We start from the raw sequence: 26,134 nt of genomic DNA, 5'->3' as shown, positions 1-26,134 counted from the left end.
GTACTACGAAAGAATTATTTTGACAACAACATTGTAAATCAATAAATCATGCAAAATGAATAATCAGAATGCCTTTGTCGGCCAATCACATGGCCTTCAGGCTCTCGCGCAGCGACAGCACCAGCCAGGCGGCGCCCGCGAACAGTACGATCCATAGGTAAGCGGCGGCGACCGTGAGGCCATCGTTGGCGCAGGGTGCTGGTCCGTCCCGGTTGGCCAGCTCGCTGCCGGGCAGGAGGGACAGCGCGGCGAACACCGGCCAGTGCAGCCATGCCGGCGCGCCCGCCATGGGGACGAACAGCAGCGCGGCCAGCCACCACGGCAGGCCGATGTCGCGCAGCCGGCGCGAGGCAATCACGGCCAGCAGCGCGCTGGTCAGGAGCAGGAGCGGAAAACGCAGGTCGACTACCTGGTCCGTGCGGAAGTAGAGCACGCAGAACGAGAACAGCAGGTACAGCGCAACCGGTGCGATGGAATACGCCATGTAGCGCACGCGGCCGATGCGGCCCGCTGTCTGGAACAGATGCGGCTGGCAATGAGCCGGCCCGGCCGGCTCCCCGGCTTCGCTCACGCGGCGCCGGCGTACTGCAGGTAGCCGCGCGCGCGCAAGGCGCACGCCGGGCAGGTGCCGCAACCGTAGCCCCAGGCGTGCAGCGCGCCGCGCTCGCCCAGGTAGCAGGTGTGGGTGTCTTCCCGGATCAGGTCCACCAGGGCGTCGCCGCCGGCTTCGTGCGCCAGCTGCCAGGTTTGCTTCTTGTCGATCCACATCAGCGGCGTTTCCAGCTTCAGGCGGGTGGCCATGCCCAGGTTGAGCGCGACCTGCAGGGCCTTCATGGTGTCGTCGCGGCAATCCGGATAGCCGGAAAAATCGGTTTCGCACATGCCGCCGACCAACACATTCAAGCCGCGCCGGTAGGCCACGGTAGCCGCCACGGTCATGAACAGCAGGTTGCGGCCAGGTACAAAGGTATTGGGCAGCCCGTTGGCCTGCATTTCGATGGCCACGTTGCTGGTCATGGCGGTGTCCGAAATCTTGCTGATCAGGGACAGGTCGACCATGTGATCCTCCCCCAGGCGCGCATCCCAATCAGGCTTCAATGCGCGCATCTTGCCCAGCACCGTGGGGCGCACGGTCAGTTCGATCGCATGGCGCTGGCCGTAGTCGAAACCGATGGTTTCGACCCGCGCGTAGCGCTCCAGCGCCCAGGCCAGGCAGGTGGCGGAGTCTTGCCCGCCGCTAAACAAAACCAGTGCGCCGTGAGCTTGTTGCATAGTGTATTTTCCAAATCATTAGACGTTCGCCATCATTCAGGCCGATCCGGTAAGATGCCAAAAGCATTTTCCCGAATGGAGCGACATGTTTCCTGCAACACCAGACAAAACAACAGCCCGGACGCCGCGCCAGCGGCGAATTTTGGCACAAATCGCCGTGACCGTGTGCCTTGCCGCTCCGGCCGCATCGGCCTTAGCACAAGAGCAGGCGCAGCCCGAATCCCAGGTGCAGGTACAGCCAGCGCCCGCGCGCGGCATCGATTATTCGGTCAAGGTGGACGCACCCGGCCCGCTCGACGACCTGCTCGAAGAAAATCTCGACCTGGTGCGCTGGCAAGGCAACCCGCGCCTCGACCTCGACCAGCTGCAGCGCCTGGTCAAGGCCGCGCCCGAGCAAGCCAAGACCCTGATCGCCACCGAAGGCTATTACTCGCCCAAGGTCAGCGCGGGCCTGGACACCAGCGGCGCTAAACCAGTGGCGCGCATCACGGTCGACCCGGGCCAGCCGGTGCTGGTGGGCGACGTGGAACTGGTGCTCAAGGGCTTCGAGCCGGTCGGCGTCGATTCCACCCCGTACGACGCGGCCGACCTGCGCAACCGCTGGGCCCTGCCCGTGGGCCGCCGTTTCCGCCAGGCCGACTGGGAAGGCGCCAAGCGCAACCTGCTGCGCCAGGTGATGATGGCGCGCTATCCGCGCGCCCAGCTGGTCGAATCGAGCGCCATCGTCGACCCCGACATGCGCCGCGCCCTGCTCAAGGTGGTCCTCGACAGCGGCCCCGAAGCGCGCTTCGGCCAATTGCGCATCGAAGGCCTGAAGCGCTATTCGCGCACCATCGTCAGCAACCTCAATCGCATCCGCCCCGGCCAGGAATACAACGAAGCGGCCCTGCAAGCCTTCCAGGCGCGCCTGCAGGACACCGGCTACTTCAGTACCGTGGAAGTGAGCGCCGACATGTCGGCCGCGCTGTCGGAAGACATCGACGCCATGACCGACGACCAGAAAGACATCCCGCGCCCGCCCGTGGCCAACCCGGCGATCCTGCCGGTGCTGGTGCGCGTGACCGAGAACAAGCAGAAGAACGTCGACGTCGGTCTCGGTTATTCGACCAACACCGGCGCGCGCGCGCAGCTCAATTACGACGACCTCGATGTGTTCGGCCTGCGCATGAAGAGTAACGTCATCACGGAACAGAAGCGCCAGACCGCGCGCGCCGACTTCTATTTCCCGACCACCGAAAAAGGCTACAACGACAGCTTCGGCGCCGGTTTCGAGCGCAACGACCTGCGCGGCGAAGTGACCAACGTGGCCACCGTGGCCGCACGGCGCGCCTGGGGTTCGCCCCTGCTCGAACGCAGCCTGACGCTCGAATACCTGAGCGAGCGGCGCATGGTCGAAGGCGTGGAGACGCGCCGCAGCCAGAGCGTGCCGCTCACCTTCAGCTGGACCAAGCGCGCGCTCGACAACCTGGTGCTGCCGACCAAAGGCTATGTGCTCAACGCGCAGTTCGGCGGCGCCGTGCTGCCGGTGCTGACCGACGAACGCTTCCTGCGCGCCAGCACGCGCTTCATCAATTACCGCCCGCTCGGCGCATCGAGCAATCTGATCGTGCGCGCCGAAGCGGGCGTGCTGGCCTCGCGCGACAAGGCAGGCGTGCCATCGACCTTCCTGTTCCGCGCCGGCGGCGACCAGTCGGTGCGCGGCTACGGCTACCAGGAACTGGGCGTGCGCGAAGGCGACGCCATCGTCGGCGGGCGCTATCTGCTCACCGGCAGCGTCGAATATCAATACTGGTTCAAGCCGCCGTGGGGCGTGGCCGTGTTCTACGACGCCGGCAACGCCGCCGACAAATTCAAGGATCTGAAACCGGAATCGGGCTATGGGCTAGGCGCGCGCTGGCGCAGCCCGGTCGGCCCGATCAACGTCGATATCGCATACGGCCAAGCGCTCAAAAAAGCGCGCCTGCACTTCTCACTGGGCTTTACATTCTGATGACTACCGCCGACACTCCCACCACCCCGCCGCCCCGCGAGCACGGCCAGCGCCGCTGGCCGCGCCGCGTCGCCATCGGCGTCGCCGTCACCGGCGCCCTGCTGGGCGGCGCTTACTGGTACCTCGGCCGCGAAACGACCCTGCAAATGCTGGTCCAGCGCGTAGCCAACGCCAGCGGCGGCAGCATCGTCGTCAGCGGCGTGAAAGGCTCGCTGTACGGCGCCATGCACCTCGATAAAGTCGTCTACCGCACCCCGGAACAGGTGATCACCGCCGAGAATATCGACATCGACTGGTCGCCCTTCCAGTACCTCAGCCGCGGCGTCGCCATCAACAAGCTGCACGTGGCCACCCTGCGCATGAATACCCTGCGCGAAGGCGAACCGGCCAAGATGCCGGTCAAGCTCGCGCCGCCCTTCAAGCTCGAAGTCGACGATGCGCGCCTGGCCAAGGTCATCCTGACCAATGCGGCCGTTCCGGGTGCCGAAACGGTGATCGCCGACGTGCGCTTCGACCTGCTGGGCGACCAGCAGCAATGGGCATTGCGCAAGGCCAGCGCGATCACCCCTTGGGGCAAGGCCATGGCCGACGCCAGCATCGGCGCCAACAAGCCGTTCAAGCTGGCCGGCACGGCCAGCCTGACCCAGCTCGCGGTGCCCGCCGGCCAGCAGCCGGCGCAGATCAACCTGCGCGTGGGCGGCGACCTGGTGACCACCCAGCTCGACGCCACCGCCGTCTCGGGCAAGGCCCAGGGCGACGCCAAATTCACGCTGGCGCCGTTCGATCCGATCCCGCTGCGCGCCATGACCATCCATGGCAAGAACATCGACCCGGGCTTTTTCAATCCCGAACTGCCCAAGGCCGACCTGTCGCTGACGATCATCGCGCGCATCGAAGCGAACCGCAACATCGCCGGCAGCGTCACCATCGACAACGTGGGCGCGACCGGCCCAATCGACCTGCAACGCCTGCCGCTGCGCTCCATGCGCGGCGAACTGAAAGGCAACCTGTCGGCGCTGGAAATCGGCGCGGTGCTGATCGACCTGGGCGAGGCCGGCAAATTCACCGGCAGCGGCACGGTGGCGCGCAGCGCCGCCGACAAAGGAATCGGCACGGCCGGATTTGCACTGCATACCGACGGCATTGACCTCAAGCGCATCCACAGCCGCATGAAGTCGACCAAAATCGCCGGCGACATCACGGTCGCCAACGCGGGCAGCACCCAGACTTTCACCACCAAGCTGGTGGAATCGGGCATGCGCCTCGAAGCGAAAGCCACCCTGGCCGACAACGTGCTGACCGTGCAGCAGGCGCGCCTGGCCGCCGGCGGCAGCAGCGTGGGCCTGACCGGCAGCGCCAACCTGGCCGGCAAGCGGGAATTCAAGGTCAGCGCCAGCGCCGTCAAGTTCAACCCGGCCGCATTCGGCGACTTGCCGACGGCCGACATCAATGCCGACATCAACGCCGCCGGCGTTCTTGCGCCAGCCTGGAAAGTGGCGGCCGACTTCGCGCTGCGGCCAAGCCGCCTGTTCGACCAGCCTTTGTCGGGCAAGGGCAAACTCAATGCCGACGCCGCGCACATCAGCGGCGTGGACGCCACGCTCGCGCTGGGAAAAAATACGGCGGAGTTGAAAGGCAGTTTTGGGGCACCCGGCGAAAAACTCACCTGGCGCGTCAACGCCACCGACCTGGCAGCAGCGCGCAGCGATTTGTACGGCGCGCTGGCGGCCAACGGCATCGTCACCGGCACCATGCAGGCACCGCGCACCACGTTCGAGGTCGACGCGACCGGCCTCGGTTGGGTAGCGGCGGCGCGCAAGACCAATAACAGCCTGCTGCACACCAGCGGCGAAGCATGGCTCGCGGGGGGAGCAAATGCGGGCGCGGTCGAAGTCAAGGCAGCCGGCACGGCGCAGCGCTTCAATCCGGGCGCCTTCGGCTCGCCGCTGGCGGGCAGCATCAACGGCACGTTCGACGCCGCCGGCCGCTCCGGCCCGGACTGGCGCGGCAACCTGAATCTGACGCTGCAGCCATCGACCCTGGCCAATTCGCCGCTGTGGGGCCATGCCAAGATCGCCGCCGACGCCAAGCATGTCTCGAACGCCGACATCGACCTGCACGTCGGACCGAACACCGTGGCCGCCAAGGGCAGTTTCGGCACTGCCGCCGACAAGCTTGACTGGCGTATCGATGCGACCCAGCTGGCCGCGCTCGGACCCGACTTCGGCGGCGTGCTCAAAGGCTCCGGCACGGTGTCGGGCACGATGGCCGCACCGGCCGTCAGCGCCGCGCTCGAAGGCCAGAACCTCAAGGTGCTCGGCAAGCACCAGGTCAAGACCCTGCGCGCCAGCGCCAACCTTGGCAGCGGACGCGGTGCCGACGACCCTCTGGTGAGCGACATCGCCATCACCGAATACGTCAGCGGCGACACCCGCATCGACAGCGCGCACCTGCAAACGAGCGGCACGCGCGGCGCTCACATCGTGCGCCTGGACGCGCGCAGCGAAAGTTTTGATGTCACCGGCGACATCCGCGGCGGCTGGGCCAACAGCGCCTGGACCGGCACCGTGGCGGCGCTGCAGAACAAGGGCCGCTACACGTTCGCGCTGCAGTCGCCGGTACCTGTGCGCATCGCGGTCGCACCCGGCGCCGGCGTGGCCGCTCTGGCCAAGCCGCAGCAGATCAGCGTGAGCAACGCGGTCATCAAGCTGCCCAACGGCAGCGTGAGCATCCAGTCGCTGGAAAAGAACGGCCCGCACTGGACCAGCAAGGGCGTGGCCGCCGGCGTGCCGCTCACCTACCTGGCGCAATTCTCGCCCGGCATGCGCGACGCCATCAGCGGTAACCTGTTGCTGGGCGCCGACTGGGCGCTCGACATGCAGGCACCGAGTGGCGCCACGCCGGCCCTGAACGGCTCGGTGCACGTCTTCCGCGAGAGCGGCGACATCATCGCCGGCGCCGAAGTGCCGGTGGTGCTGGGCCTGCGCACGCTCGACCTGCGCGCCGACGTGGCAAAGGGCGCGCTGCGCATGCAGGCCAAGGTCGACGGCACCCGCGTTGGCCAGGCCGAGGTGGACGCCACCGCGCAAATGATCGATGGCCGCCTGGGCAACGCGAGCCCCTTGAAAATGACGGCGAACGCCGACATGGTCTCGATCGCGTGGCTGGCCCCCTTCACCGGCCAGCCGGCGCTGGAACTGGACGGCGCGTTGAAGCTCGCGCTGACCGGTGGCGGTACCGTCGGCACCCCGACCCTGAACGGCAGCGTCAACGGCGACAAACTGGCGCTGCGCTGGGCCGAACAGGGCATCAAGCTCAGTAACGGCCAGCTGCGCGCCCAACTGGCCGGCGACCAGCTGCTGCTGCAGCGCCTCAGTTTCGACGGCGTGCAGGGCACGATGGTGGCCGATGGCGCGGTGCGCTTTGCCGGCGGCGAAGCGACCATGCAGTTGAAGCTGGTGGCCGACAAGCTCGAAATCCTGTCGCGCCCCGACCGCACCGTCGTCATCAGCGGCCAGAGTACGCTGGTGCGCGACGCCAAGCGCTTTTCGCTGGAAGGCAAATTCAAGGCCGACCGCGCGCTGATCGAACTGGCGCCGCAAGGCCGCCCTACCCTGTCGGACGACGTGATCGTGCTGGGACGGGCCGGGGTCGGCACGCCGGCGGTCAAGGGCGAGCCGACCATGCCGCTGACGATGGATGTGGAGGCCGATCTGGGCAACGCCTTCCGCCTGCGCGGCATGGGCATCGACGCCGAACTGGCAGGTGCGCTGCGGGTGCGCACCACCGGCGGGCGTCCGCCGCGCGTGAACGGTTCCATCCGCGTGGTCAGCGGCACCTACAAGGCGTATGGGCAGAACCTCGACATCGAACGCGGCGTGCTGACCTTCAGCGGCCCATCCGACAATCCGGCACTGAACATCCTCGCGGTGCGCAGCCGGCCGGAGGGCGAGCAGCTGTCCGAGACCAACGTCGAAGCCGGTGTCGAAGTGCGCGGCTCGGCCCTCTCGCCGGTGGCCAAGCTGGTGTCGACGCCGTCGGTGCCGGACAGCGAAAAGCTGTCCTGGCTGGTGCTGGGACATGGCATGGCCGCGACATCGGGCAACGAAGCGGGCCTGCTCAGCGCCGCCGCCGGCGCCCTGCTGGGCGGCTCGGGCAGCGGCGGTGGTTTCCAGTCGCGCCTGGCCAATTCGCTGGGGGTCGATGAACTGGGCCTGTCGCAGGCCAAGGGACTGGAAAGCACCGTGGTCACGGTCGGCAAGCGGATTTCGTCGCGCGCCTACCTCAGTTTCGAGCAGGGGGCGACGACCGCATCGAGCCTGGTCAAGCTGCGCTACAAGCTCAATCCACGCATCACGCTGCAGTTCCAGACCGGAACCAACACCGCCCTCGACGTGCTCTATTCGTGGGCGTTCGACTAGCCTAGTGCAGGAAGAAGGTGCTCGGCTTCGGATCGGGCACCGGATCGTCGTCTTGCGGATGCTTGACCGGCGGGTGATGCGGGTGGGGATTGTCGAACGGCTCGGGAGACGGTTCATCGACCGGCACGGGGTCCGGTGCGCGGTGAAAGTCGATGGCTGCTGGGTTCATGTGGCTCGCTCCTGGTTGGTGGAGCGATGACATTAGCACAAGCTTCGCCGCAAGGCCGTACGCTTGAAAGACCCCGAGGGGCCGCCGATGCGGCCCCTTCGGCGTTTACGGCCTGGCGTTCTTGACGTATTTGTCGAGCCAGGAATTGGTCTCGAACAGCATGTGCATGATCGACTCGCGCGCGCGGTAGGCGTGGCTTTCGTTCGGCAGCATCACCAGGCGCGCCGTACCGCCCAGGCCCTTCATGGCCTGGAACATGCGCTCGCTCTGCATCGGAAAGGTGCCCGAATTGTTATCCTGCTCGCCGTGGATCAGCAGCAGCGCATCCTTGATCTTGTCCGCGTTATTAAACGGCGACATGGCCTGGTACACCTCCTTCGCCTTCCAGAACTCGCGCTCCTCGGACTGGAAGCCGAACGGGGTAAGCGTGCGGTTATAGGCGCCGCTGCGCGCCACGCCGGCCTTGAACAGGCGCGTGTGCGCCAGCAGGTTGCCGGTCATGAAGGCGCCGTACGAGTGCCCGCCGATGGCGATGCGGTGGCGCTCGGCCACGCCGCGCCGCACCACTTCGGCCACCGCCGCTTCGGCGTTGGCGACCAGCTGCGGCAGATAGCTGTCGTTCGGTTCGGCGTCGCCGGCGCCGACGATCGGCATCGACGGGTTATCGAGCACCGCGTAGCCCATCGCCAGCATCGGCGCCGGGCCCCAGTAGCTGATCGCATTGAAGCGGAATGGCGAGCCGGTGGTCTGGCTGGCCGCGCTGGCGCTCTTGAAGTCCTGCGGATACGCCCACATCAGCAGCGGCAGCGGGCCATCGCGCTTCGCTTCGTAATTCGGCGGCAGCATCAGGGTGGCGGTCAGGTCGACGCCATCGGCGCGCTTGTAGCGGATCTGCTCCTTCTGCACGTCTTTCAGCTGCGGGGTCGGATGCGGGAAATTGGTCAGCGCCGTCAGTTGCGCCGCGCCGCTGCGTTTCAGGTCGCGCACATAAAAGTTCGGACGCTCGGTGGGCGACTCGCGCGTGGTCAACAGGCGCGTGCCATCGTCGTTGAGCACCGTCACGATGCTCTCGTAATACGGCGCCTCGCTCTGGAACAGGCGCTCCTTGGCCTTGGTGGTCAGGTTGAAGCGGTCCAGGAAGGGACGATCGCCTTCGTTCGAGGCGCCGCTGCCTCCTAACAGGATGGTCGAATCGGCGCCCAGCACCAGGCGCGGACGGCCGGCGCTATCGGGCATCGTTACCGGCGAACCGGGATTGTTGTAGCGGTCTTCGGCCGAGTAGGCAAACAGCAGCTCGGGCGCCACCGTATCGTGCTCCGGCCGGATGCGCCAGATCTTGACGGCGCGCGTCTTGTACCAGCCTTCGCCCAGCAAAGCGACGTCGCCATTGCCCCAGACCATGCGGTCGTAGCGCGAACCGAGCCTGGCCAGCACCTTCGGCTCGCCGGCGAACGGCGCGGCGTGCGAATACACGATGTCGCGCACGTCGGCCACTTTGGCCGGATCGCCCCCATCCTGGGCTTCGGCCCAGACCAGGGTGGCCGGGGCATCGACGCGCCAGCTGACCTTGCGCACGCCGGCGGAAACGGCGTCGTTCCCGGGCGGCAGGCCTTCTTCGAGCGGCTTCTCGACCACCAGGTGCACAGGTTTACCGCTCAAATCGCGCACGTCGACGCGGCGCGGAAAGGCCGATGCCGGCACCACGTACGAGAAGGGGCGCTGCAGCACGGAGGCCAGCAGCAGCTTGCCGTTGGGGGCCACCGACACGTTGGTGAACAATTCGGGATTGCCGATCAGGCGCAGCTTGCCCGACAGGTCGACCAGCGCCAGCTGCGAGCTGGCATAGTGCTCGAACAGGCGCGCGTCTTCTTCATTTTTCAGCAAATCCTGGTAGGTGCGCAGCTGGCGCGCGCCCACGCTGACCTGGCTGTCCTGCAGAATCGGGCCGCCCGGCACGCCGGTCGATTGCGGCGCCTTGCCGCGTCCGATGGGTTTCAGGTGCAGCAGCAGGCCTTTGGCGTCCGGCATCCAGGTGAAGCCCGAGCCGTCCAGGTAGGACAGCGGCTGCGCGGTCAGGCGCCGCGCGATGCGGGTCGTGATATCGACCAGCCACAGTTCGACGCCGGACGCGCCATCGCGGTCGGCGTAGGTGACGTGGGTGAAGGCCAGGTAGCGCTGGTCTGGCGACCAGGCGCTGTCGGCCAGGCGCAGCTGGCGCGGCAGGCCCATGATCTTGATTTCCTTCTGGGTCGCGATATCGAGCAGCTTGAGACCCGTGCCAAAGGAAAAGCGGCTCGGCGAATAGGTGCGCGGATTGATGCGCAGGCCGGCCAGCTTCAGTTCCGGCTGCGCCACTTCGGCGATGCTGGGCAGGGCCGGCGTATCGACCATCATCGCCAGGTTACGCTGCGGCGACAGTCCCAGCGCCGGGGCGCGCGGCGCATCCACGATGGCCTGCAACTGCGCCGGCGGCAGCTGGTACTGGGAATGCGCATTGGGTGCGGCAGCGAGCAGGGACATGGTCAGCGGGACCATAGGTAGGCGATGGCGCATGGAGGGGTCTCGGGTGAAGGCGATCCTCCATCTTGCGCACTAGTGACGGGCTTGTCAATCTGCTCTTTTGCGGTATTTACGGGGCGTATGCCATGCACGATGGGTGGAATCGGCGGCGTGCGGCGGGCGTTTATAATGCGTGTTTCAGGACCGGAATCACAATCGCCATGTCAATTACCACTCTCGCGCTGCTGGTGCTCGCCCCTTTTCTGGTGTGGCGCTTCTACCAGCGCCTCAAGGCCATGATGATGCGCCAGCGCTCGATCGTCTCGCGCCATTACACGGGGGTGGGCGTGTTCGCGGCCATGATTCTGGTGGCGGGGTCGGAGGTGATGTCGCGGCCGGTGCTGCTCGGCTGGCTGGCGCTGGGCACGGCGGCCGGCATCGCGTACGGGATCTGGGGGCTGCGGCTGACCAGGTTTGAAAACGATACCTGCTACTTCACGCCGAACGCGCGCTTGGGGATGGTCATTGCGATGCTGTTTTTCGCGCGCGTGATGTATATCGGGGTGGAGATTTATGCGAACCAGGGCAGCAATGTGCCGACGCCGGGGTTCACGGACAGCTTCATTACCCTGATTGCGCTGGGACTGACGGCGGGGTATTTCGGGACGTATTCGGCGGGCTTGATCCGCTGGCGCAGGGCGTTGAAGAAGGCGGTCAACGCGGCGTAGTCTCGTTGTCCCCCGCGCCTTGGCGCGGGGGACAACGATCAAACCGCCACCGCAGGCGTCACGCGCCGCTGCAGCACGAAGATCGGCTGCGCCCACGGCATATCTTTCTTCTTCTTGCTGGTGATGAGCGTCAGCTCCGACGGGTCGTACACATCCGTGTTGTGCGTCAGCGGCGTGGTCATCAAATACTGCGCCTCGGTGTTCTTGAGGAACTCGCCCACCAGCTGGATATTCCGGATATCCAGGTGAGCAAACGGTTCATCGATGAACACAAACCCGCCCGAGCCATCTTCCGACTTGAGCAAGCCAATCAGCAGCACCAGCGACTTCATCACCTGCTGCCCGCCTGACGCTTCGCCGTCGTTCATTCCGATCTGGTCCTTGCCGTCGAACTTGAAGCGCACGTGCAGGCCGGCCTGCGACAGCTGCACGTCTTCATTCTCCAGCTTGACCGGATCGGCATGCACCTCGATGCCCGCCAATTCCCCCAGCTCCTTGATGTTCTTGCTGTAGGTCTTGATGGTGTAGCGCAGCCGCTCGATGTACGCGCCGCGCGCATTGGCGGTCGCTTCGATCGCGCGGTTGTTCTGGTAGCGCCGTTCGTCGGTTTCGGTCTGGCGGCCCTGCAACTGCTCGTTCAGTCGGTGATGCTGGTCGATGACCGTGGCGTCGAGCTCCCAGTCGTCGCGCGCCAGACTATGTTCCAGCGACGCGACGCGCAGGTCGACCTGGTGCGCGTTCTGGTGTTCGGCCACCAGCGAGGCACGCCGCGCCGGACGGCGCCAGCCTTGCGGCAGATGGCGCCAGGCGCGGCGCAGTTCGAGCAAGGCGCGCGCATGGTCGGCGCGCTGCTCGATCTGGCGCTTGTGGCCGAGCCGCAGCCCGGCTTCGGCTTCCGACAGGGACATGCGCGCGTTCTGCCATGTGGTGTCGGCACGCGTGCGCGCCACCGTGGCCGCTTTCGTCAACGCCTGCAGTTCCCCCAGGCGCGCGCCGACTTCCAGGCGCTCGGCCTTGAGCGGCACCGTGCCGCGCAAGGCTTCGTCGAATTCGGCCTGGCGCGCGGCCAGTTCCTTGGCCGCGTCGACCCCGGCGATGCGGGCCTTGAGCGCGCCGACTTCATACGCGAGCCTGCTGATGGCGAGCGTGAACGCGTCTTCCTGCGCTTCCAGCGCCGGCAAGGACTTTTGCAGCGCTTCCATACGCTGGGTACGGCCGGCCGTGCCGAAGCGGTAGCGCGATACTTCGACGAACAGCGAGCGCCCGCCGCGCCGTTCGCGGTGATACGCGTCCGGCGTGATCCACTCGGCATCCTTGTGCAGCTTGAAGCCCTTCTCCACCGAGTCGACGCGCTCGATGCGCGCCAGCTGGTCGATCAGCCATGGCGGAGCGGCGGCCGAAAAACGCACCACCGACAACAGGCTGTCATCCTTCACCGCAGGCGCCTTGATGCATTCGGGGACGATGAAGTGGCGATAGCGCTCCTTCTCGGCCAGCCGGTACGCGGCCGCGGCATCCTTGGAGCGTTCGAGCAGCACCACCGAGGCATACCCGCCCAGCACACCTTCCACGGCGCCCTGCCACTTCGGATCGGTCACTTCGACGATATCGGACAGCATCGCGTGCGGGATGCCGTCGTCGCGCAGCGCACGGCGCATGCCGCGCACGGCGTCCGGCTCGGGCATGGCGCTCTTGCCCTGCAAGGCCGAGATGGTCGACTTTTCGGTCAGGATGCGGCTGGCCAGCGCGTCGCGCAACTGGCGCTGGCGTGCCAGTTCGGCTTCTTTCTGGTCCAGCTGGGCCGCCACTTCGGCGATGTCGGCGCCCGAATCGGCGGCCAGCTTTTGCAGGCGCTCCTTCTGTTCGAGCAGGCTGTCGAGCGGTTTCAACCTGGCGTTGACCTGGGTCAAACGGCTGCCCAGGACCGTCGCTTCCTGCTCCAGCAGCGTTTCCTGCTGCTGCGCGTCGGACAGCGCTTTTGCCTGCGCCGCCAGCGCGTTGCGCTTTTCGATCAGCTGCGTGTCGGCCTGCGCCATCGGTTTGCGGGCGTCGCGCAGGGCGCGGCTACCCGCCGCCGCCTTTTCGCGCGCCTCGTGGTATTCGAGGCTCGGGAGAACCTCTTCCAACAGGTTGCGCCGTTCCTTGTGCAGGTCTTCCCACTGGTGGTAATTGACCACGCGCAGGCGCAAGCCTTCCAGGTTGGTGCGCGAGGCTTCCAGTTCGCTCTCGAAGCGCTTCAGTTCCGTCTCGGTGTCGCGCTGGTGGCGCTTGGCTTCGTCGTAGGCGTCCAGCACTTCCTTGTCGCCGAAGACCTGGAACACCAGGTCGAGCAGCTGGCGCGGCGCGTATTCGCACAGCTTGTCGGTTTCGCCCTGCTCCAGCGCCAGCACCTTGGCCATGGCCGGCGACAGGCCGGCGTTGTGCAGGCGCTTGCGGTAGTTCTCGACGCCGAGCCAGTCGGTGGCGTCGTTGACGTCCTCGATCTGGATATTCCCCGGGCGCATAAGGTACTGGCGCTTCCAGTCGCCGCCGTTCTTTTCGATCTTGCAGAACAGCGTGACTTCATCGTCGCTGAAAAAGCCCGAACTGCGGAACGGCCGGTTCGACAGCTGGCGCCCCACCGCCTTGTTGTCGACCACTGAACGGATCCACGCGGTCTGCTGCCCCGAGTGGCGCGCGTAGTGCTTGTAGGTGCGGCCCATCGAGCAATCGAGGCCGAACAGGGTGCGCAGCGCGTCGAGCAAGGTGGTCTTGCCGGAGCCGTTCTGGCCGGCGATCGTGATGATCTTGGCGTCGAGCGGGATGTTCTTGATCCGTTGCCAGTAATCCCAGTGGACCAGTTCGAGCGATTTAATGTGGAACATGGGCTAGCCTCAGGTTGGGGTATCGGCGTGGGCGTCAGCGTCGGCGGCGCCAGGATCGGGCTCGATGGCGGCCAGCGCAATGGCGTCCGCCTCGGCTTCGCGGATGGCGCTGGCGTCGCGCATGGCGGTGGCGTCGTTGGCCGCTTCGCTGGCGCCCGGCTTGGGCACCACCACCGCTACTGGCGCACGCTTGAAGACGTCGGCCAGGGCGCCGTTGATGATGCGTTCCTTGAGCACGTCGGTATCCATCAGCAGGTCGAGCAGGGGGCCTTCGAGGATCACGTCGCCGCGCCGTTCGATGAAGCCCATGCGCGAGAGCGCGCCCAGATTCATGTCCATGCGCGTCTTTTTACCGAGCTTGTCGCCGAAGTCCGACAGCAGCGCGGTGTACGAGATGCCGATCGAGGTGTCTTCCGCGCGCGGCATCGGCTTGTCCTTGTCGAACAGGTCGTTCTGGTCGTCGTCGGCGTTCTGGTGGGTTTCCTGGCGCTCGCGCTTGGGCAGGATGATCTGCGCCCACAGCACCACCAGCAGCGCCACGCCGTCGCGCGTGAGGCCGAAATTATTGTTTTGCCAGATATCCTTGGCGCCGAAAATCTTCGGCTCCACGGCGCGGTGCAGCGCCAGCGTGACGTGGTCGGCGTAGACGTTATCGAGCAGCTTCAAGCCCGATTCGAGCAGGCGCTTGTCGACTTCGGCGCGGAACAGTTCATCGGACAGCACGCGCTTGACCAGTTTGTCGTCGCGGCGCAGGGTCTGGTGCGTCAGCAGGCGCGCAATCAGGATTTGGGAATCGTCATTTATCATCGGCCGGGCCGCTTTCCAGATCAAGTGAGAGGGTGGCGATCGACATCGCAAAGACGTGCGGGTCGTTCAGCTGCACCATTTCGTCGGTGGGCGTGAAGGTGATCGGCAGGCGCGCCAGCTGCGCCGTGGCGCCCTGCAGGCTGGCCTCGGCGGCGTCGCCCAGCAGCGGCAGCATCGAGGCGCGGTACGACGCCACCGCAAAGCTGGCCGGCAGCAGCGAATCCTGGATCGGCACCGTTTTCGGGCCGTGCTCCGAGAAGCTGGGGAAGTTACCGAGGTTGGCAAAGTCGGCCAGGCGCGCCAGCCAGTCATCGAGTTCGGCCTGGATGGCCGGGCCGTCGTTGATGGTCAGCGGGGCATCCTCGCCCTGCGGCAGGCCGCTCGGGCCCGTGCTGGCGCTGCGCTCGGCCAGCAGTTCGGTTTCGGCCACGTCGATCATTTCGGCCGGGGTGACGAACAGCGGCATGACCGGGCGGTCGATCGCGCCCTGCGCCAGGCTCGATAAATCGTCGTGCGCCAGCAGCCAGCGCTTGACGTCCGTGGTCGACAGGCCGGACTGGCCGAGGTGCACGCGCTGGCGCTCGATCTGGTTCAGCGCGCGCGAGAACATGCCCTGCATGTTCAGCAGCGCGCTCTGGGCGCGCCCGATGGCTTGCGCGGCCTTGTGGGTGGCCGAGTCGGCCCGTTCATCGCTGGTGATCGCGCGCAGGATTTCGGACCCCTTCTCGACCCAGTCGCAGGCCATGTGCCACTTCGCTTGCGAGGTGCGCAGGCGGAACTCGGAACCGGAGGCGATCGCATCGCGAAATTCCTCGGTCAGTTCGACCAGGCGTCCCAGCAGGTGCTTGAGCTGTTCGACCGTGACCCCGCCCACGGCCTGGGCGCCGGCCACCTGCGAGAGCAGGAAACCCATCTCGGCGTCGTCGTCGGCCTGGCCCATCGAGAGCAGGGTGTCAAGCGACGAGAGCACGTTGCGCGCCATCGGGGTGACGCGGTAGACGGCGGCCTGGGCATCCCAGGCCAGCAGGCTGTGCGAACGCAGGCGGGTGAGCACCGTTTCCAGGCTTTCGGGAATCAGGTAAGACAGCTTCTGGTTGATGTCGGCGCGCGAAAACGCGGTGGTGCTGGTATCGGCCGCCAGTTCGCGCAGTACCAGCAGGCGGATCAACACGCCGTCGGCGCCGCCATGGAACAGCGCGGTGAACGCTTGCAGCGTCGGTTGCGCCCGCTTCAAATGAAAGACTTGCTCGATCTCGTCAGCCGAAATGCCGGCGTGAAAATGCGCCTGCAAGGAATCGTGGTCGTCTTGCCCTAAAGTCAGTGGTTCTGCAGCCACGCCTGCCGTTGTTTCCATCATCGTGTTCCGGTACCAGTTTCTTGCTCTCGGCAAAAGGTCTTGCCGTTGGGGGCGTCAGTATATCAGTTAAGCCAAGGCAATCCGACCAAACGTACCCACCCTGTTTGCAATCTTGTTTCATAATTGCAAGAACTATTGAAACTAAAGTAATATCACATCATGAAGAGGAGAGATGCGTGGATCAAGAAGAGTTGCAAAGGATTACTGCCTTGCCCGATTATTTGCCGTCTCCGCAGGTGGAGAAGGAACTCGCCTCCCTGCTGCGCTCGTTCCGGCATGGGGTGCCGGACCCTGCGGAAAAGTTGATGATGATGCAAGCACTGTCGCAATTGGCCGACAGGCAATGGCAAACCTATGAAATCCTGCCGCATGCGGCCAGGAAGCGCCTGAGCGCGTTTGTGATCGGCGTGTGGGACCGGCGCGACCTCGATTCAACGGCTCTGATGCTGGCCATCATCCGCACTCTGGGGCTGGCCGATGCCCTGTCGTACGCCGCCTCGGTCGACCCGGAAAGCCTGGAGACGATCATCGCCGCCGGCATCCGGCGTGCGATCGCCGAGTTCGGCGAAACGGTGGGCAACCCGTATGCGCAGATCAAACAACGGCAACAATGAACCCGGGCCGGCAGCGCCCGGGAGCGGCGCTTATTTCTTGCTGATCTTGTCGACCGTCTGCTCGATGAACTCGCCTTCTTCATCGCTGTAGCGCAATTGCACCGGATACCAGTCGTGCGCTGGCGCCAGCCACAGGTCGATGGCCTGGTCCTTGTCACCCGGCGGCGGCGCCTTGATCAGGTGCACCGCCTCGACTTCGCCCAGACCAGTCGTGATCTTTTCGCGCTTGACCACCTTGAACGACCACGGCTGCGCATCCTTGCGCCCGGCCACGAACAGGCGCCATTCCGAACCCGGCGTGAATTTGTCCGGCTGGGCGCGCGCCAGCGCCGCCAGTTGCCACTGCGCGCTGCTGCGGTCCTGCTCGCCACCGAGCAAGGGATAGGTTTCCTTGCCCGCGCTGAAACTGAGGATCTTGGCGGCGCGGTCGAAGGTGGCCGTGGTAGCTTCCTTGCGGTAGCGCTTCTCCACGAACTGATCCGGCGCGATGCCGTAGTTATCGATCTTGCCTTCGCTGCGGCTGTCGAGGATCTTGCCGAGCATCTGGGCTTTCGTTTCGGTGACGAGGCTGTACTTGCCCTCGCCCGCGCGCCAGGCCACCTGGGCTTCGCCGCTCAGGCTCAGCCCTTTCTGGCGCGCCTTGAGCGTGTAGTGCAGGTCGGCCGAAGGCGGCATGTTGACCGGACGCAGCTGCGCCTCATGTTCGGCCGCAAATACGCTGGCGCCGGAGAAGGTACCGGCCAGTACGGCGCCGCCCAACAGATGTGTCAATAGTGTAGGTCGCATAGTTTAGTTTCCTGAATCGGTGATGAGAATCTTGCGGATGGTCTGGGTCGTGACCGAGCCGTTCGACTCGGTATTGCGGATCTGCACCGGATACCAGTTGTGTGCCGGTGCCAGCCAGATGTCCAGTCGTGAGTTATAGGCCCCCGGGCGCGGCGGGCGCGCGACGTGCCAGGTCGCCATCCGCCCCATCCGGGTATCGATTTCTTCCTTCCCGACCAGCACGAAGCCGAACGGGTTGGCATCCTTTTCCTCGCCCACGAACAGCTCGACGCCGCTGGCCAGCTGGGCGCTGTCGGCCCGCCCGATGGCGGCCAGCTGCAGCAGGAAGCTGGCCTTGTCCTGGGCCCCGGCCACCATCGGATAGCTGCGCTCGGAGGCGGAAAAGGTAATCTTGCCGTCCGGCCCGCCGAAATGGGTAGCCGTCTGGGTCTTGCCGCGCCGCTTTTCGGTGGCGGTGCGCGGCACAATGCCGTCCGCGCCGACCGTGCCTTCGCTGGTGAGCAGCACCAGGTTCACGCGCGCTACCAGCACGCTCACGCTCGCTTCCATCGACAGCTTGTAGGCGCCGGCCGCTTGCTTCCAAGATATGGTCGACAAGCCGGACCAGGTGCCGCCGTCGCGGTCGGTGCGCGCCACGTCGAAGTTCAGCTCGGCCGATGGCGGCAGGCTGACCTTGAGCGCCGGCTTGACCGGTTCCGCCGGTGCCGCTTCCACCACCGGCGGCGGCTCGGGCGCCAGTTCCACGGCGGGCGCCACCTCGGCAGCGCTGGCTTGAACGGGCGCCGGCGCGGCATCGGCGGCATCGCCCGCGCCGCCAGCCTCGGCCTCGCTGTTCACCTCGGCGACGGGCGCAGCCGGCGCGGGCGTGCTCCTGGCCGGCGCACGCGGCCGCGCGGCAGCCGGCTTCGGCTTCGGCTTCGGTGGCGGCAAGGGTGCTGCCGCCGGCGCCGGCGCGTGCAGCTCAGCGATGATGGTGACCGGTTCCAGGTCCGGCGCATTGACCGGCGCCAGAGCGATGCGCGCGCCGACAAAACTGATCGCCAGATAATGCAGCAGCACTGTCGCCGTGCCGATCGCCAGCGCGCGGCGTCGTCGGGAGAGATAGGATGCGATCGTCATGGCCACAGTTTAACGTGTCTGGCGCTTTTCCCGCTGACACCACCCCGTGCGCGCTTTGCTGCTCGCACAACATACTTTGATAGGATGTTAATTATCTGCTACGCTCAAGCTTCTACTTTACGGAGACTTCCATGCTGAAACCACCCATGCCCAACATCCCCGGTGTCGGCGCCGTGACCGACACGCTGGACTTCGTCAAGAATTTGTGGGGTAGCATGGCCGTGCCGGGGATGTCCTTCCCCAATATGGCCATGCCGCCTGTTTCGCTCGACGAGCTGGACAAGAAAATCGCCGACCTGAAAGCCGTCGAAGCTTGGCTCAACCTCAATGTGTCCATGCTGCGCGGCACCATCCAGACCATGGAAGTGCAGCGCGGCACCATCGCCACCCTGAAATCGATGGGCGCGACGTTGGCGGCCGCCGTCAAGCAACCTGGTGCGGATGAGAAATCGGTGTTGGCGGCGGCGCCGTTCGCGTCGGCATTTTTCACCCAGCCGGCCCCCGCCAAGGCGCCCGCGCCAGCGCCCGAGCCAGCCAAGGAGCAGAAAGACGCGCCAGCGCCGAACGCAATGAGCAATCCCGTAGCGTGGTGGAACATGCTGCAGGAACAATTTAATCAGGCGGTGACGACCGCAATGACGCCCGAGACGGGCACGGAGAAGGCAGGAGATGCCGCCGGGAACGCGGCGCCGTCCGCGGCGCAGCCGTCGGCAGCGGACACGGCCAACGCAAGCCAGGGCGAGCCGGAGAGTGAGGCCAAGGCCGCATCCCGACGCGCCAAGCCGAAAACCGGCGCTTAGGGCCTAATGCTTAGGTTAACAACGCTTTCCTAAGAACCCGCGCAGGCGGGAATCCAAGGCACCGTCGCTTAGCGTAGAGGCCATGGATTCCGCCAGCGCGGAGATGACGGTTTTAAGTTAATGGGCCGTTCATTGGTCAGCATTGGCGGCTGCGGCAAGCGAGCCCTACGCCAGTCGCTGAATCCGGATCGCGTCGATCAGGCCATCTTCCTGGCGTTTGATGGTCGAGATGGTAATCAAACCATCTTCCGCCATCTGTTTGACTTGCTCATGCACAGCCTGGAACGAGGGCACGGTATCGCCCTTGGCGGCCACTGGCCGTATCCATGCACTGCTGCCTACACGCATTTTTTCATAGACTTCATTTGCGATGTCGCGCATGTACGTCCCTTTCTTGTTGTATGCGGAAACTTCCGCGCAGTGATCAGTTTATCACCAGCAAGCGTGGGGACAAGCGCAAACGTGCAAACGGCTCAGCCTGGGTCAATGCCATCGGCCTCAGCGCCCGCTCCCGGCGCCAGTGCGGCGAGCTGTTCCATGAGCTGGGCGAAGCGCTGTTGCCCGGGCAGGATTTTGTCCACGTGCAGCAACACCTCGGTCGCTTCGGCCGCCAGGGCAAGGTCATAGCCGAGCTGTTGCATGTGCGAAATCAGGATCTGGGCCGAGTTGAACAGGATGCGCAAGTTGTTGGGCAAGCTCATGCGTGCGCTGCGCATCCAGGCAACGGCCTCGGGCAGCTTGCCGGTTTTCCATAGCGACACACCCTGATTCATCAGGTCGCTCGCTTCCTTCCTCGACGCGCGGATCAGCGCCAGCCCCTCGTCGCCCATATGGACGTGGTCGAAGATTTTTTGTACGTCGTCGAGCAACTGCAGGTTGTCGTGATTGTTCTTGATCACATAGCACAGCAGCTCGACAGGCGACTCGCGGTGCCCGACGAAAAACAGCAAGGTCGCCAGTTCCAGGCACGTGGGGGTATCAGGACGCTCGGGACTGCCGATGAGCATCTCGTCGAGCTCGTCGCCGGCCTTGCGCGCGCGCTGGTAGTCGCCGCTCTCGTGGTAGACCATGCCCTCGGTAATCTTGCTGCGGAGTTGGATTTGTTCGCCTGGAAACTCGCGCTGGGCCAGCACGAGCAATTGCATCGCTTCCTTGGTTTCGTGCTTGAGCCCGCAGACCCGCGCCAGGCCAAGGTAAGCGTCGACCGTTTTCATGACAGAAAATTCGCCGATCGAAATGCACTTGCGGAATGCTTTTTCAGCCATCCCCACATTGCCGAGCTTGAGCGACACCTGCCCCAGCGAGCGCTGCCGCATCACCGAATTGGGCGACAGCTTGGCCGCGCGCTCGAGCACGGCGCAGGCTTCCTCGTGCTGTCCCATGCCCTGGTAGGTGAGCGCCAACTGATCGTACGCGTCGATGTAGTAGCGGTTCTCGGCGATCACGCCCTGGAACATCTGGCGCGCCTGCTCGTATTCGCCGTTGGCCATGCGGATCTTGGCCAGGCCGGCCTTGGCCCATTGATAATCGCGCTCCTGCAGCACGCGCTCGTAGGTTTCGCGCGCCTTTTCCGGCTCGCCGCTCTTGAGCATCAGGCGCGCCTTCATGCGCAGCAATTCCATTTCGTGCACCTTGCTGGCCACGATCTGGCTGTCGCACATCTTGGCCGCGCGCAGGTAATCCTTTTCGGCAAAGGCCTGGTCGATCTGCTTGAACACTTGTTTTTTTTGCCACACGCGGTTCAGGCGGGTCAGCAGCACGCCCTCGGTGATCGGCTTGATCAGGTAAGCGTCGGGCTGGTGCTCGGCCGCACCCATGACCGATTCGATGCCCTTCTCGGCCGACACCATCAGCCAGACGCTGCTCGGCAGCAGCAAATTGCGTACGCGCGCCTCTTCCAGCACTTGCTGGCCGTTCTTGCCCTCGCCCAGGTTGTAATCGCACAGCACCACGTCGTAGCGGATGCGCGCCAGCATGGCAATGGCTTCGCCGCCGCTCGATGCCTGGTCGATATTCTTGGCTCCCAGATTGCGCAAGCTTTCGCGCAGCAACTGGCGGATGCCGATGAAGTCGTCCACCACCAGGTAATTCTTGCCGGCCCAGTCGACCAGGTCGATGCTGGTGGCCAGCTTGGCGGTCGGCTTGGGATCGACGATCATGGCAGGCTCAGCACGAAGCAGGCGCCGCCGTAAGTGCCGCCGTTTTCCAGGCGCAGGCGGCCCGCGCGCTGGCGGTGCTTGTGCATCTTGGCCACTTCGCTGGAGAAATACAGCCCCAGGCCGGTGCTGTTGGTCAAAAAATTCACGCCCGCGCTGGCGCCATGCATGGCCGATACGCCCGCCTCCAGCATGGCGGCCGTGTAGCCGGCGCCGTTGTCTTCGATCCGGATCTCGAGGTCGCCGTCGACCACGCCGATGACGAGGCGGATCGTGTCTTTGGTGTAATGGATGGCATTGTTGATCGCATGCCCGAGCACGCCGACGATCAGATCTTCGTCCACATGCCAGACCAGGTCCGGATCGGCACTCGTTTCCAGCTTGATATGACGCGAGTCGAGCAGGATGCGGCTGGCGCCCACCACCTGCGCCACCAGGTCGCCCATCGCCAGCGGCTGCATATCGAACGGATAGGCGGGTTTGCCGACCTGCTTGTACAGGGCCAGCAGCTGGATCAGGTTGTCGTTCAGGCGCTTGGTCTGGTACAGCATGTGCACCATCTGCGGATAGGCCGTTTCCGTGCCGGGCGCGGCGTTGGCGAGCAAGGTCTCCAGCGTGCCGCTCAGCACGCTGACGGAGTTTTTCATATCGTGCGCGGTGGACGCAAGAAACAGAAACAGCTCGTTCGACTCGGGCGCATCGTCCATCGTGATCGGCTCCAGCCACGCTGGGCGCGGCGATCAGTTGCAAAAGAGTTGCTGCATACCAATTATAACCGGATGACACCGTGCCCGGTTCGCTATCCTACCTCGCCACGGCGCCGTTCGCGCAGCAGGAAACGGGCCGGATCGAGCGCCGCGACCAGGTCGGCCTCCAGCGGCAAGGGCTCGCCACCGAGCTGCGCGGCCAGCAGTTCGGCCGCCAGCGGCGCCCAGGTCAGGCCGCGCGACGCGTAGCCCAGCAGGCCGTACACGCCGGCATGGCGCGGCACGTCGCGCAGACGCTCGATGCGGCCCGCCGCGTCGGGGTCGGGCAAGGCGCCCACCAGCGGCATGCGGTCCGGCGCCACGCAGCGAAAGCCGACCCGCCCCTGCAGCGGCGCGTCGCGTCCGAGCGCCGGATCGCCCAGCATGGTGCGGATCTTTGCCAGGTTCTCGTCCTGGCTGCCCTGGCGCAGGGCCGGGTCGGCATCGTCGTCGTAGCTCGCGCCCAGGCTGTGCATGCCGCCCACGGCCGGTGTCAGATAGGCTTCGCGGCACAGCACGAAGGGCAGCGCCGGCGCGGCGCCCTGGGCCAGATGGGTCACCTGGCCACGCACGGGAGACAAAGGCAGTCCGGCGGCGAACGGCACGTCGGCCGCGCCGGTGCCGTTGGCCAGCACCACCACTGGCGCTTGCGCGAGCACCTCGCCGGCGGCGTCGATGGCGCACCAGTCGGCGCCGCGTTTTTCCAGCGTCACGGTGCCGGCGCCGAAGTGCCGCACCAGTGCCTCGCCGCAGGCGGTGAGCATGGCGCCGCAGGCGCTGGCGGGCCGTATCCAGCCGCCCTGGCGGAACAGCCAGGCGCCATCGGGAGCGGGTGCGCCAAGCAGTTCGCCCGCGGCCGGCGCTTCCAGCCATTGGGCGAAATCGGCGGGGTAGGCGTGGCTTGCCGCGATGGCGCGCTGTACGTCCGCATGCGCGGCGTCGCGCGCCAGTTGCAGCACGCCGCAACGGGCGCTGTCGATGCCGTTCTCGCCAATGCGGTCCCAGTAGGCTTGCGCATACAGGAAGGCGGCGCGCGACAGGCGCGTCATGAGGTTGTCGTCTTTCGAGAGCAGCGGCATGGTGATGCCGGCCAGGTTGCCGGACGCTTCGCGCGCCGGCTGCGCGTGGCGTTCGATCAGCGTCACCTGCCAGCCGCGCGCGCACAGGCGCTCGCAGGCGGCCGCGCCGGCCAGCCCGGCACCGATCACGATGGCGCGGCGCGCGCGCGGCGCTGCCGGCCCGGCTTGGGGGCGGCGGCTGGCATAGACCGCGCGCTGCACGCCCGCCTCCCAGGCAAAGCCGGCGCGCGCCAGGGTCGCCATCTGCGTGTGCGTAAGGCCATCGGCGTCGAGCAGCGCGCCGGGTTCGGCCAGTTTGCCCAGCGCGTGGGCAAAGCGGGTGCCGGCGTCGCCAATGTCGTGCAGCCAGATGGCATCCAGGCGTGCGCTCAGTAGTTCGAGGGCGCTGTCGAGCGGCGCGGTGAGCAGATCGAGCGTGACCGCGTCTTCAATTTGCGGAATGCGCCGATAGCCGGGCAGTGCTTCCTTTGCCAGCGCAATGTAATGCAGGCGCGCGGGCCGCTGCGGATCGTTGCGCCAGGCGTGCAGCGTCTTTTGAAAGGCCGCGCCGTCGCCATAGGCGGCATCGAAAATGACGAAGTGGGCTCGCTCGCTCCAGGTGGTTTGCCAGTTCATGCGGTCCGCTGCGCGTGGCGAAAGCAGGTGGCCGAATGGTCGTCGATCATGCCGATACCCTGCATGTACGCGTACACGATGGTCGAGCCGACAAATTTGAAGCCGCGTTTGAGCAAGTCCTTGGACAGGCGGTCCGACAGCTCGGTCTTGGCCGGCGAGCGCTCGTCGGCGCTGTAGTGGTTGACGATCGGTTTTCCGTCGACAAAACTCCACAGGTATTGATCGAGCGTGCCGCCCTCGGCACGCAGGCGCAGGTAGGCCTGGGCGTTGGTGATGGCGGCGGCCACCTTGAGCTTGTTGCGCACGATGCCGGGATTGGCCAGCAGCTCGGCCACCTTGGCGGCATCGTAGCGCGCGATTTTTTCGGCGTCCCAGTTGTCGAAAGCGAGGCGGTAGGTATCGCGCTTGTTCAAGATCGTCTCCCAGCTCAGGCCCGCCTGCGCGCCTTCGAGATTGAGCATTTCAAACAACGTGTTCTCGTCGTGGCAAGGCACGCCCCACTCATGGTCGTGGTAATCGAGATAGCGTTGATTGGCGGGGTTGGCCCAGGAGCAGCGTTCAATAGTCATGATGTCAGTATAGTTCAAGGCGCGCGTTTCGGCACCTTCGCCAGCACCTTCGCCAGCACGTCGATACCGTGCACGATCTGCGCTGTCGTCAGCGACGAGAACCCGAGCAGCAGGCCGGGGGCGAATGCGCACGCGGGCGTGGCCATGCGGTTGGCATAGTAGTCCAACGCGCGCGTTTCGATGCCCTGCTCCAGCGCGCGCGCCACGACCGTGGCTTCATCATGGCCGCGCCGGAAATGCACGGCCAGATCGAGGCCGGCGTCGGACGGGCCGACTGTCACCTGCTCGCTCATGCGCGCCTCGATCGCGGCCAGCAGCGCCGCGCGCCGTTCGGCATAGGCGTCGCGGGTGCGCCGGATGTGACGGCCAAAATGACCGTCCGCCATGAAGTCGGCCAGCACCATCTGCGGCACGATGGCGGTGTGGCGGTCCATCACCGCCTTGGCGCGCACCACCGCTTCGACCAGAGCCGGCGGCGCCACGATGTACCCGAGACGCAGGCCGGGGAACAGCACCTTCGACAAGGTTCCGACGTACATTACGCAGCCGGCGCGGTCCAGGCTTTGCAGGGACGCCAGCGGCGGGCCGGTGTAGCGGTACTCGCTGTCATAGTCGTCCTCGATGATCCAGGCGCGTTTGGCGGTGGCCCAGCGCAGCAGCTCCAGGCGGCGCTGCAAACTCATGGTTACGCCGAGCGGCAACTGGTGCGAGGGCGTGGCCAGCACCATTTTCGCGTCCGGGTACTGCGCCATGCCGTAGGCGACATCCATGCCGTCGGCGTTCACGGGCACCGTACACACATGTGCGCCGGCGGCGAACAGCGGCGCGCTGGCGCCCTGGTAGCCGGGCGACTCCACCCACACCTGGTCGCCGGGGTCGAGCAGCAGTTGCGACAGCAAAAACAGGCCCTGTTGCGAGCCGGAGGTGACGATCACCTGTTCCGGCGTGCAGGTCACGCCGCGCGAGGCGCGCAGGTAGACGCACAGCAGCTCGCGCAGCGGCGCGTAGCCGGCCGGGTCGCTGTAGCCCATGTGGTGGTCGGGATGGCGCCAGCGCCGCCCCTCCAACCGGCTCCACACATCGAACGGAAACAGGTCCAGCGACGGCATGCTGACCCGGAATGGACGCAGTTTCCCCTGGTGGAAGCCGACGCTTTCCATCGCCGTGGCGTAGGCATCGCCGCGCGCGGACAGGGGGCGCATCGGGGCGTGCGTGGCGTACGGTACGGGCGTGGCTTGCCCCAGATGGTCGCTGATGAAGGTGCCCTTGCCGACGGCGCCATTGAGGTAGCCTTCGGCGCTGAGCTGGTCGTAGGCGTTGAGGACCGTCTGGCGCGAGACCGCGAGCAGGCGCGCCAGTTCGCGCGTGGGCGGCAGCTGCATGCCGGCGCTGAGCGTGCCGCGCAGGATGGCTTCCTTGATCTGCGCGTAAAGCTGGCGGAACAAAGGGTCGGGCGTGCCGCGCGCAAGGGGCAAAGCGGCGAGGATGTCGGTAACGAGCATGGCGGTCCGGTAATTGGTCTTCACATAATCGCGTGAATTGG

Annotated in this window: 20 protein-coding genes; 5 read left to right on the top strand and 15 right to left on the bottom strand. The window is 65.8% G+C overall.

Going from position 1 to position 26,134, the window contains the following annotated elements; genetic code table 11:
* Positions 1-85: 85 nt before the first annotated feature.
* Together RBA40_RS07210 and queC are read right to left on the bottom strand one after the other, a co-directional pair.
* Positions 86-571: a DUF805 domain-containing protein gene (locus RBA40_RS07210; protein WP_306647115.1), complete on the bottom strand. Its 486-nt coding sequence runs from the start codon at positions 569-571 to the stop codon at positions 86-88.
* Positions 568-1,272 (bottom strand): 7-cyano-7-deazaguanine synthase QueC, encoded by a 705-nt coding sequence (gene queC / locus RBA40_RS07205; protein WP_306647112.1) that lies wholly within the window; start codon positions 1,270-1,272, stop codon positions 568-570. The genes RBA40_RS07210 and queC overlap by 4 nt, the downstream gene beginning before the upstream one ends.
* Positions 1,273-1,414: 142 nt before the next feature.
* On the opposite strand from queC, the gene RBA40_RS07200 reads away from it, so the two are divergent.
* Positions 1,415-3,262: an autotransporter assembly complex protein TamA gene (locus RBA40_RS07200; protein ID WP_306647110.1), complete on the top strand. Its 1,848-nt coding sequence runs from the start codon at positions 1,415-1,417 to the stop codon at positions 3,260-3,262.
* Positions 3,262-7,683 carry a translocation/assembly module TamB domain-containing protein gene (locus tag RBA40_RS07195; RefSeq protein WP_306647109.1) on the top strand — a complete coding sequence of 1,474 codons (4,422 nt, stop codon included), beginning with the start codon at positions 3,262-3,264 and terminating at the stop codon, positions 7,681-7,683. Before RBA40_RS07200 ends, RBA40_RS07195 begins: the two co-directional genes overlap by 1 nt.
* A gap of 1 nt (position 7,684) precedes the next feature.
* Here RBA40_RS07195 and RBA40_RS07190 read toward each other — a convergent pair whose 3' ends face one another.
* The gene (locus tag RBA40_RS07190) at positions 7,685-7,852 is read right to left on the bottom strand and encodes a hypothetical protein (protein WP_167399868.1); all 168 of its coding nucleotides are present in this window, start codon (positions 7,850-7,852) and stop codon (positions 7,685-7,687) included.
* 105 nt (positions 7,853-7,957) lie between these two features.
* Positions 7,958-10,405 (bottom strand): S9 family peptidase, encoded by a 2,448-nt coding sequence (locus RBA40_RS07185; RefSeq protein WP_306647107.1) that lies wholly within the window; start codon positions 10,403-10,405, stop codon positions 7,958-7,960.
* Between the two features lie 167 nt (positions 10,406-10,572).
* Between RBA40_RS07185 and RBA40_RS07180 the strand changes: the two genes are divergently transcribed.
* The gene (locus RBA40_RS07180) at positions 10,573-11,079 is read left to right on the top strand and encodes a CcdC protein domain-containing protein (RefSeq protein ID WP_306624686.1); all 507 of its coding nucleotides are present in this window, start codon (positions 10,573-10,575) and stop codon (positions 11,077-11,079) included.
* A gap of 38 nt (positions 11,080-11,117) precedes the next feature.
* Here RBA40_RS07180 and RBA40_RS07175 read toward each other — a convergent pair whose 3' ends face one another.
* Genes RBA40_RS07175 through RBA40_RS07165 form a run of 3 tightly spaced genes read right to left on the bottom strand, consistent with a single transcriptional unit; the run spans position 11,118 to position 16,107 of the window.
* A complete protein-coding gene (locus tag RBA40_RS07175) occupies positions 11,118-13,943 on the bottom strand; it encodes an ATP-binding protein (RefSeq protein WP_306647105.1) in 2,826 nt (941 codons plus the stop codon).
* Between the two features lie 9 nt (positions 13,944-13,952).
* Positions 13,953-14,747, bottom strand: a complete 795-nt coding sequence (locus tag RBA40_RS07170) for a hypothetical protein (protein WP_306647145.1) — start codon at positions 14,745-14,747, stop codon at positions 13,953-13,955.
* Positions 14,740-16,107, bottom strand: coding sequence for a hypothetical protein (locus RBA40_RS07165; protein ID WP_099874029.1), 1,368 nt, complete (start codon positions 16,105-16,107; stop codon positions 14,740-14,742). The genes RBA40_RS07170 and RBA40_RS07165 overlap by 8 nt, the downstream gene beginning before the upstream one ends.
* A 176-nt stretch (positions 16,108-16,283) precedes the next feature.
* Between RBA40_RS07165 and RBA40_RS07160 the strand changes: the two genes are divergently transcribed.
* Positions 16,284-16,721, top strand: coding sequence for a hypothetical protein (locus RBA40_RS07160; RefSeq protein WP_306647103.1), 438 nt, complete (start codon positions 16,284-16,286; stop codon positions 16,719-16,721).
* A 30-nt stretch (positions 16,722-16,751) separates the two neighbouring features.
* Here the strand turns inward: RBA40_RS07160 and RBA40_RS07155 are convergent, their stop codons facing one another.
* Together RBA40_RS07155 and RBA40_RS07150 are read right to left on the bottom strand one after the other, a co-directional pair.
* Positions 16,752-17,507 carry a DUF3108 domain-containing protein gene (locus RBA40_RS07155; protein ID WP_306647101.1) on the bottom strand — a complete coding sequence of 252 codons (756 nt, stop codon included), beginning with the start codon at positions 17,505-17,507 and terminating at the stop codon, positions 16,752-16,754.
* Positions 17,508-17,510: 3 nt separating this feature from the next.
* On the bottom strand, positions 17,511-18,626 hold the full coding sequence (locus tag RBA40_RS07150) for a DUF3108 domain-containing protein (RefSeq protein ID WP_306647099.1): 1,116 nt from the start codon (positions 18,624-18,626) through the stop codon (positions 17,511-17,513).
* Positions 18,627-18,757: 131 nt separating this feature from the next.
* Between RBA40_RS07150 and RBA40_RS07145 the strand changes: the two genes are divergently transcribed.
* The gene (locus RBA40_RS07145) at positions 18,758-19,426 is read left to right on the top strand and encodes a PhaM family polyhydroxyalkanoate granule multifunctional regulatory protein (protein WP_306647097.1); all 669 of its coding nucleotides are present in this window, start codon (positions 18,758-18,760) and stop codon (positions 19,424-19,426) included.
* 165 nt (positions 19,427-19,591) lie between these two features.
* Here the strand turns inward: RBA40_RS07145 and RBA40_RS07140 are convergent, their stop codons facing one another.
* The 6 genes from RBA40_RS07140 to pdxR form a co-directional block, all read right to left on the bottom strand.
* Positions 19,592-19,807, bottom strand: a complete 216-nt coding sequence (locus RBA40_RS07140; protein ID WP_099874024.1) for a hypothetical protein — start codon at positions 19,805-19,807, stop codon at positions 19,592-19,594.
* Positions 19,808-19,899: 92 nt separating this feature from the next.
* A complete protein-coding gene (locus RBA40_RS07135; RefSeq protein ID WP_306647095.1) occupies positions 19,900-21,585 on the bottom strand; it encodes a tetratricopeptide repeat-containing response regulator in 1,686 nt (561 codons plus the stop codon).
* Positions 21,582-22,289 carry a sensor histidine kinase gene (locus tag RBA40_RS07130; RefSeq protein WP_306647093.1) on the bottom strand — a complete coding sequence of 236 codons (708 nt, stop codon included), beginning with the start codon at positions 22,287-22,289 and terminating at the stop codon, positions 21,582-21,584. The genes RBA40_RS07135 and RBA40_RS07130 overlap by 4 nt, the downstream gene beginning before the upstream one ends.
* A 92-nt stretch (positions 22,290-22,381) precedes the next feature.
* The gene (gene mnmC1, locus RBA40_RS07125) at positions 22,382-24,022 is read right to left on the bottom strand and encodes an FAD-dependent 5-carboxymethylaminomethyl-2-thiouridine(34) oxidoreductase MnmC1 (RefSeq protein WP_306647091.1); all 1,641 of its coding nucleotides are present in this window, start codon (positions 24,020-24,022) and stop codon (positions 22,382-22,384) included.
* Positions 24,019-24,591, bottom strand: a complete 573-nt coding sequence (locus RBA40_RS07120) for a DNA-3-methyladenine glycosylase I (protein ID WP_306647089.1) — start codon at positions 24,589-24,591, stop codon at positions 24,019-24,021. The genes mnmC1 and RBA40_RS07120 overlap by 4 nt, the downstream gene beginning before the upstream one ends.
* Positions 24,592-24,605: 14 nt before the next feature.
* Positions 24,606-26,117 (bottom strand): MocR-like pyridoxine biosynthesis transcription factor PdxR, encoded by a 1,512-nt coding sequence (gene pdxR, locus RBA40_RS07115; RefSeq protein WP_306647087.1) that lies wholly within the window; start codon positions 26,115-26,117, stop codon positions 24,606-24,608.
* Between the last annotated feature and the right edge of the window lie 17 nt (positions 26,118-26,134).

It is taken from the genome of Massilia pseudoviolaceinigra, from assembly GCF_030846505.1.
GTDB classification, from domain to species: domain Bacteria; phylum Pseudomonadota; class Gammaproteobacteria; order Burkholderiales; family Burkholderiaceae_D; genus Telluria_A; species Telluria_A violaceinigra.
This window is presented reverse-complemented; position numbering and strand designations above follow the sequence as displayed.

Coding starts and splice junctions, on each gene's coding strand:
- queC (WP_306647112.1), bottom strand. CDS start 1,272: ATGCAACAAGCTCACGGCGCACTGGTTTTGTTTAGCGGCGGGCAAGAC.
- RBA40_RS07195 (WP_306647109.1), top strand. CDS start 3,262: ATGACTACCGCCGACACTCCCACCACCCCGCCGCCCCGCGAGCACGGC.
- RBA40_RS07190 (WP_167399868.1), bottom strand. CDS start 7,852: ATGAACCCAGCAGCCATCGACTTTCACCGCGCACCGGACCCCGTGCCG.
- RBA40_RS07185 (WP_306647107.1), bottom strand. CDS start 10,405: ATGCGCCATCGCCTACCTATGGTCCCGCTGACCATGTCCCTGCTCGCT.
- RBA40_RS07180 (WP_306624686.1), top strand. CDS start 10,573: ATGTCAATTACCACTCTCGCGCTGCTGGTGCTCGCCCCTTTTCTGGTG.
- RBA40_RS07175 (WP_306647105.1), bottom strand. CDS start 13,943: ATGTTCCACATTAAATCGCTCGAACTGGTCCACTGGGATTACTGGCAA.
- RBA40_RS07165 (WP_099874029.1), bottom strand. CDS start 16,107: ATGATGGAAACAACGGCAGGCGTGGCTGCAGAACCACTGACTTTAGGG.
- RBA40_RS07155 (WP_306647101.1), bottom strand. CDS start 17,507: ATGCGACCTACACTATTGACACATCTGTTGGGCGGCGCCGTACTGGCC.
- RBA40_RS07150 (WP_306647099.1), bottom strand. CDS start 18,626: ATGACGATCGCATCCTATCTCTCCCGACGACGCCGCGCGCTGGCGATC.
- RBA40_RS07145 (WP_306647097.1), top strand. CDS start 18,758: ATGCTGAAACCACCCATGCCCAACATCCCCGGTGTCGGCGCCGTGACC.
- RBA40_RS07140 (WP_099874024.1), bottom strand. CDS start 19,807: ATGCGCGACATCGCAAATGAAGTCTATGAAAAAATGCGTGTAGGCAGC.
- RBA40_RS07135 (WP_306647095.1), bottom strand. CDS start 21,585: ATGATCGTCGATCCCAAGCCGACCGCCAAGCTGGCCACCAGCATCGAC.
- RBA40_RS07130 (WP_306647093.1), bottom strand. CDS start 22,289: ATGGACGATGCGCCCGAGTCGAACGAGCTGTTTCTGTTTCTTGCGTCC.
- mnmC1 (WP_306647091.1), bottom strand. CDS start 24,022: ATGAACTGGCAAACCACCTGGAGCGAGCGAGCCCACTTCGTCATTTTC.
- RBA40_RS07120 (WP_306647089.1), bottom strand. CDS start 24,591: ATGACTATTGAACGCTGCTCCTGGGCCAACCCCGCCAATCAACGCTAT.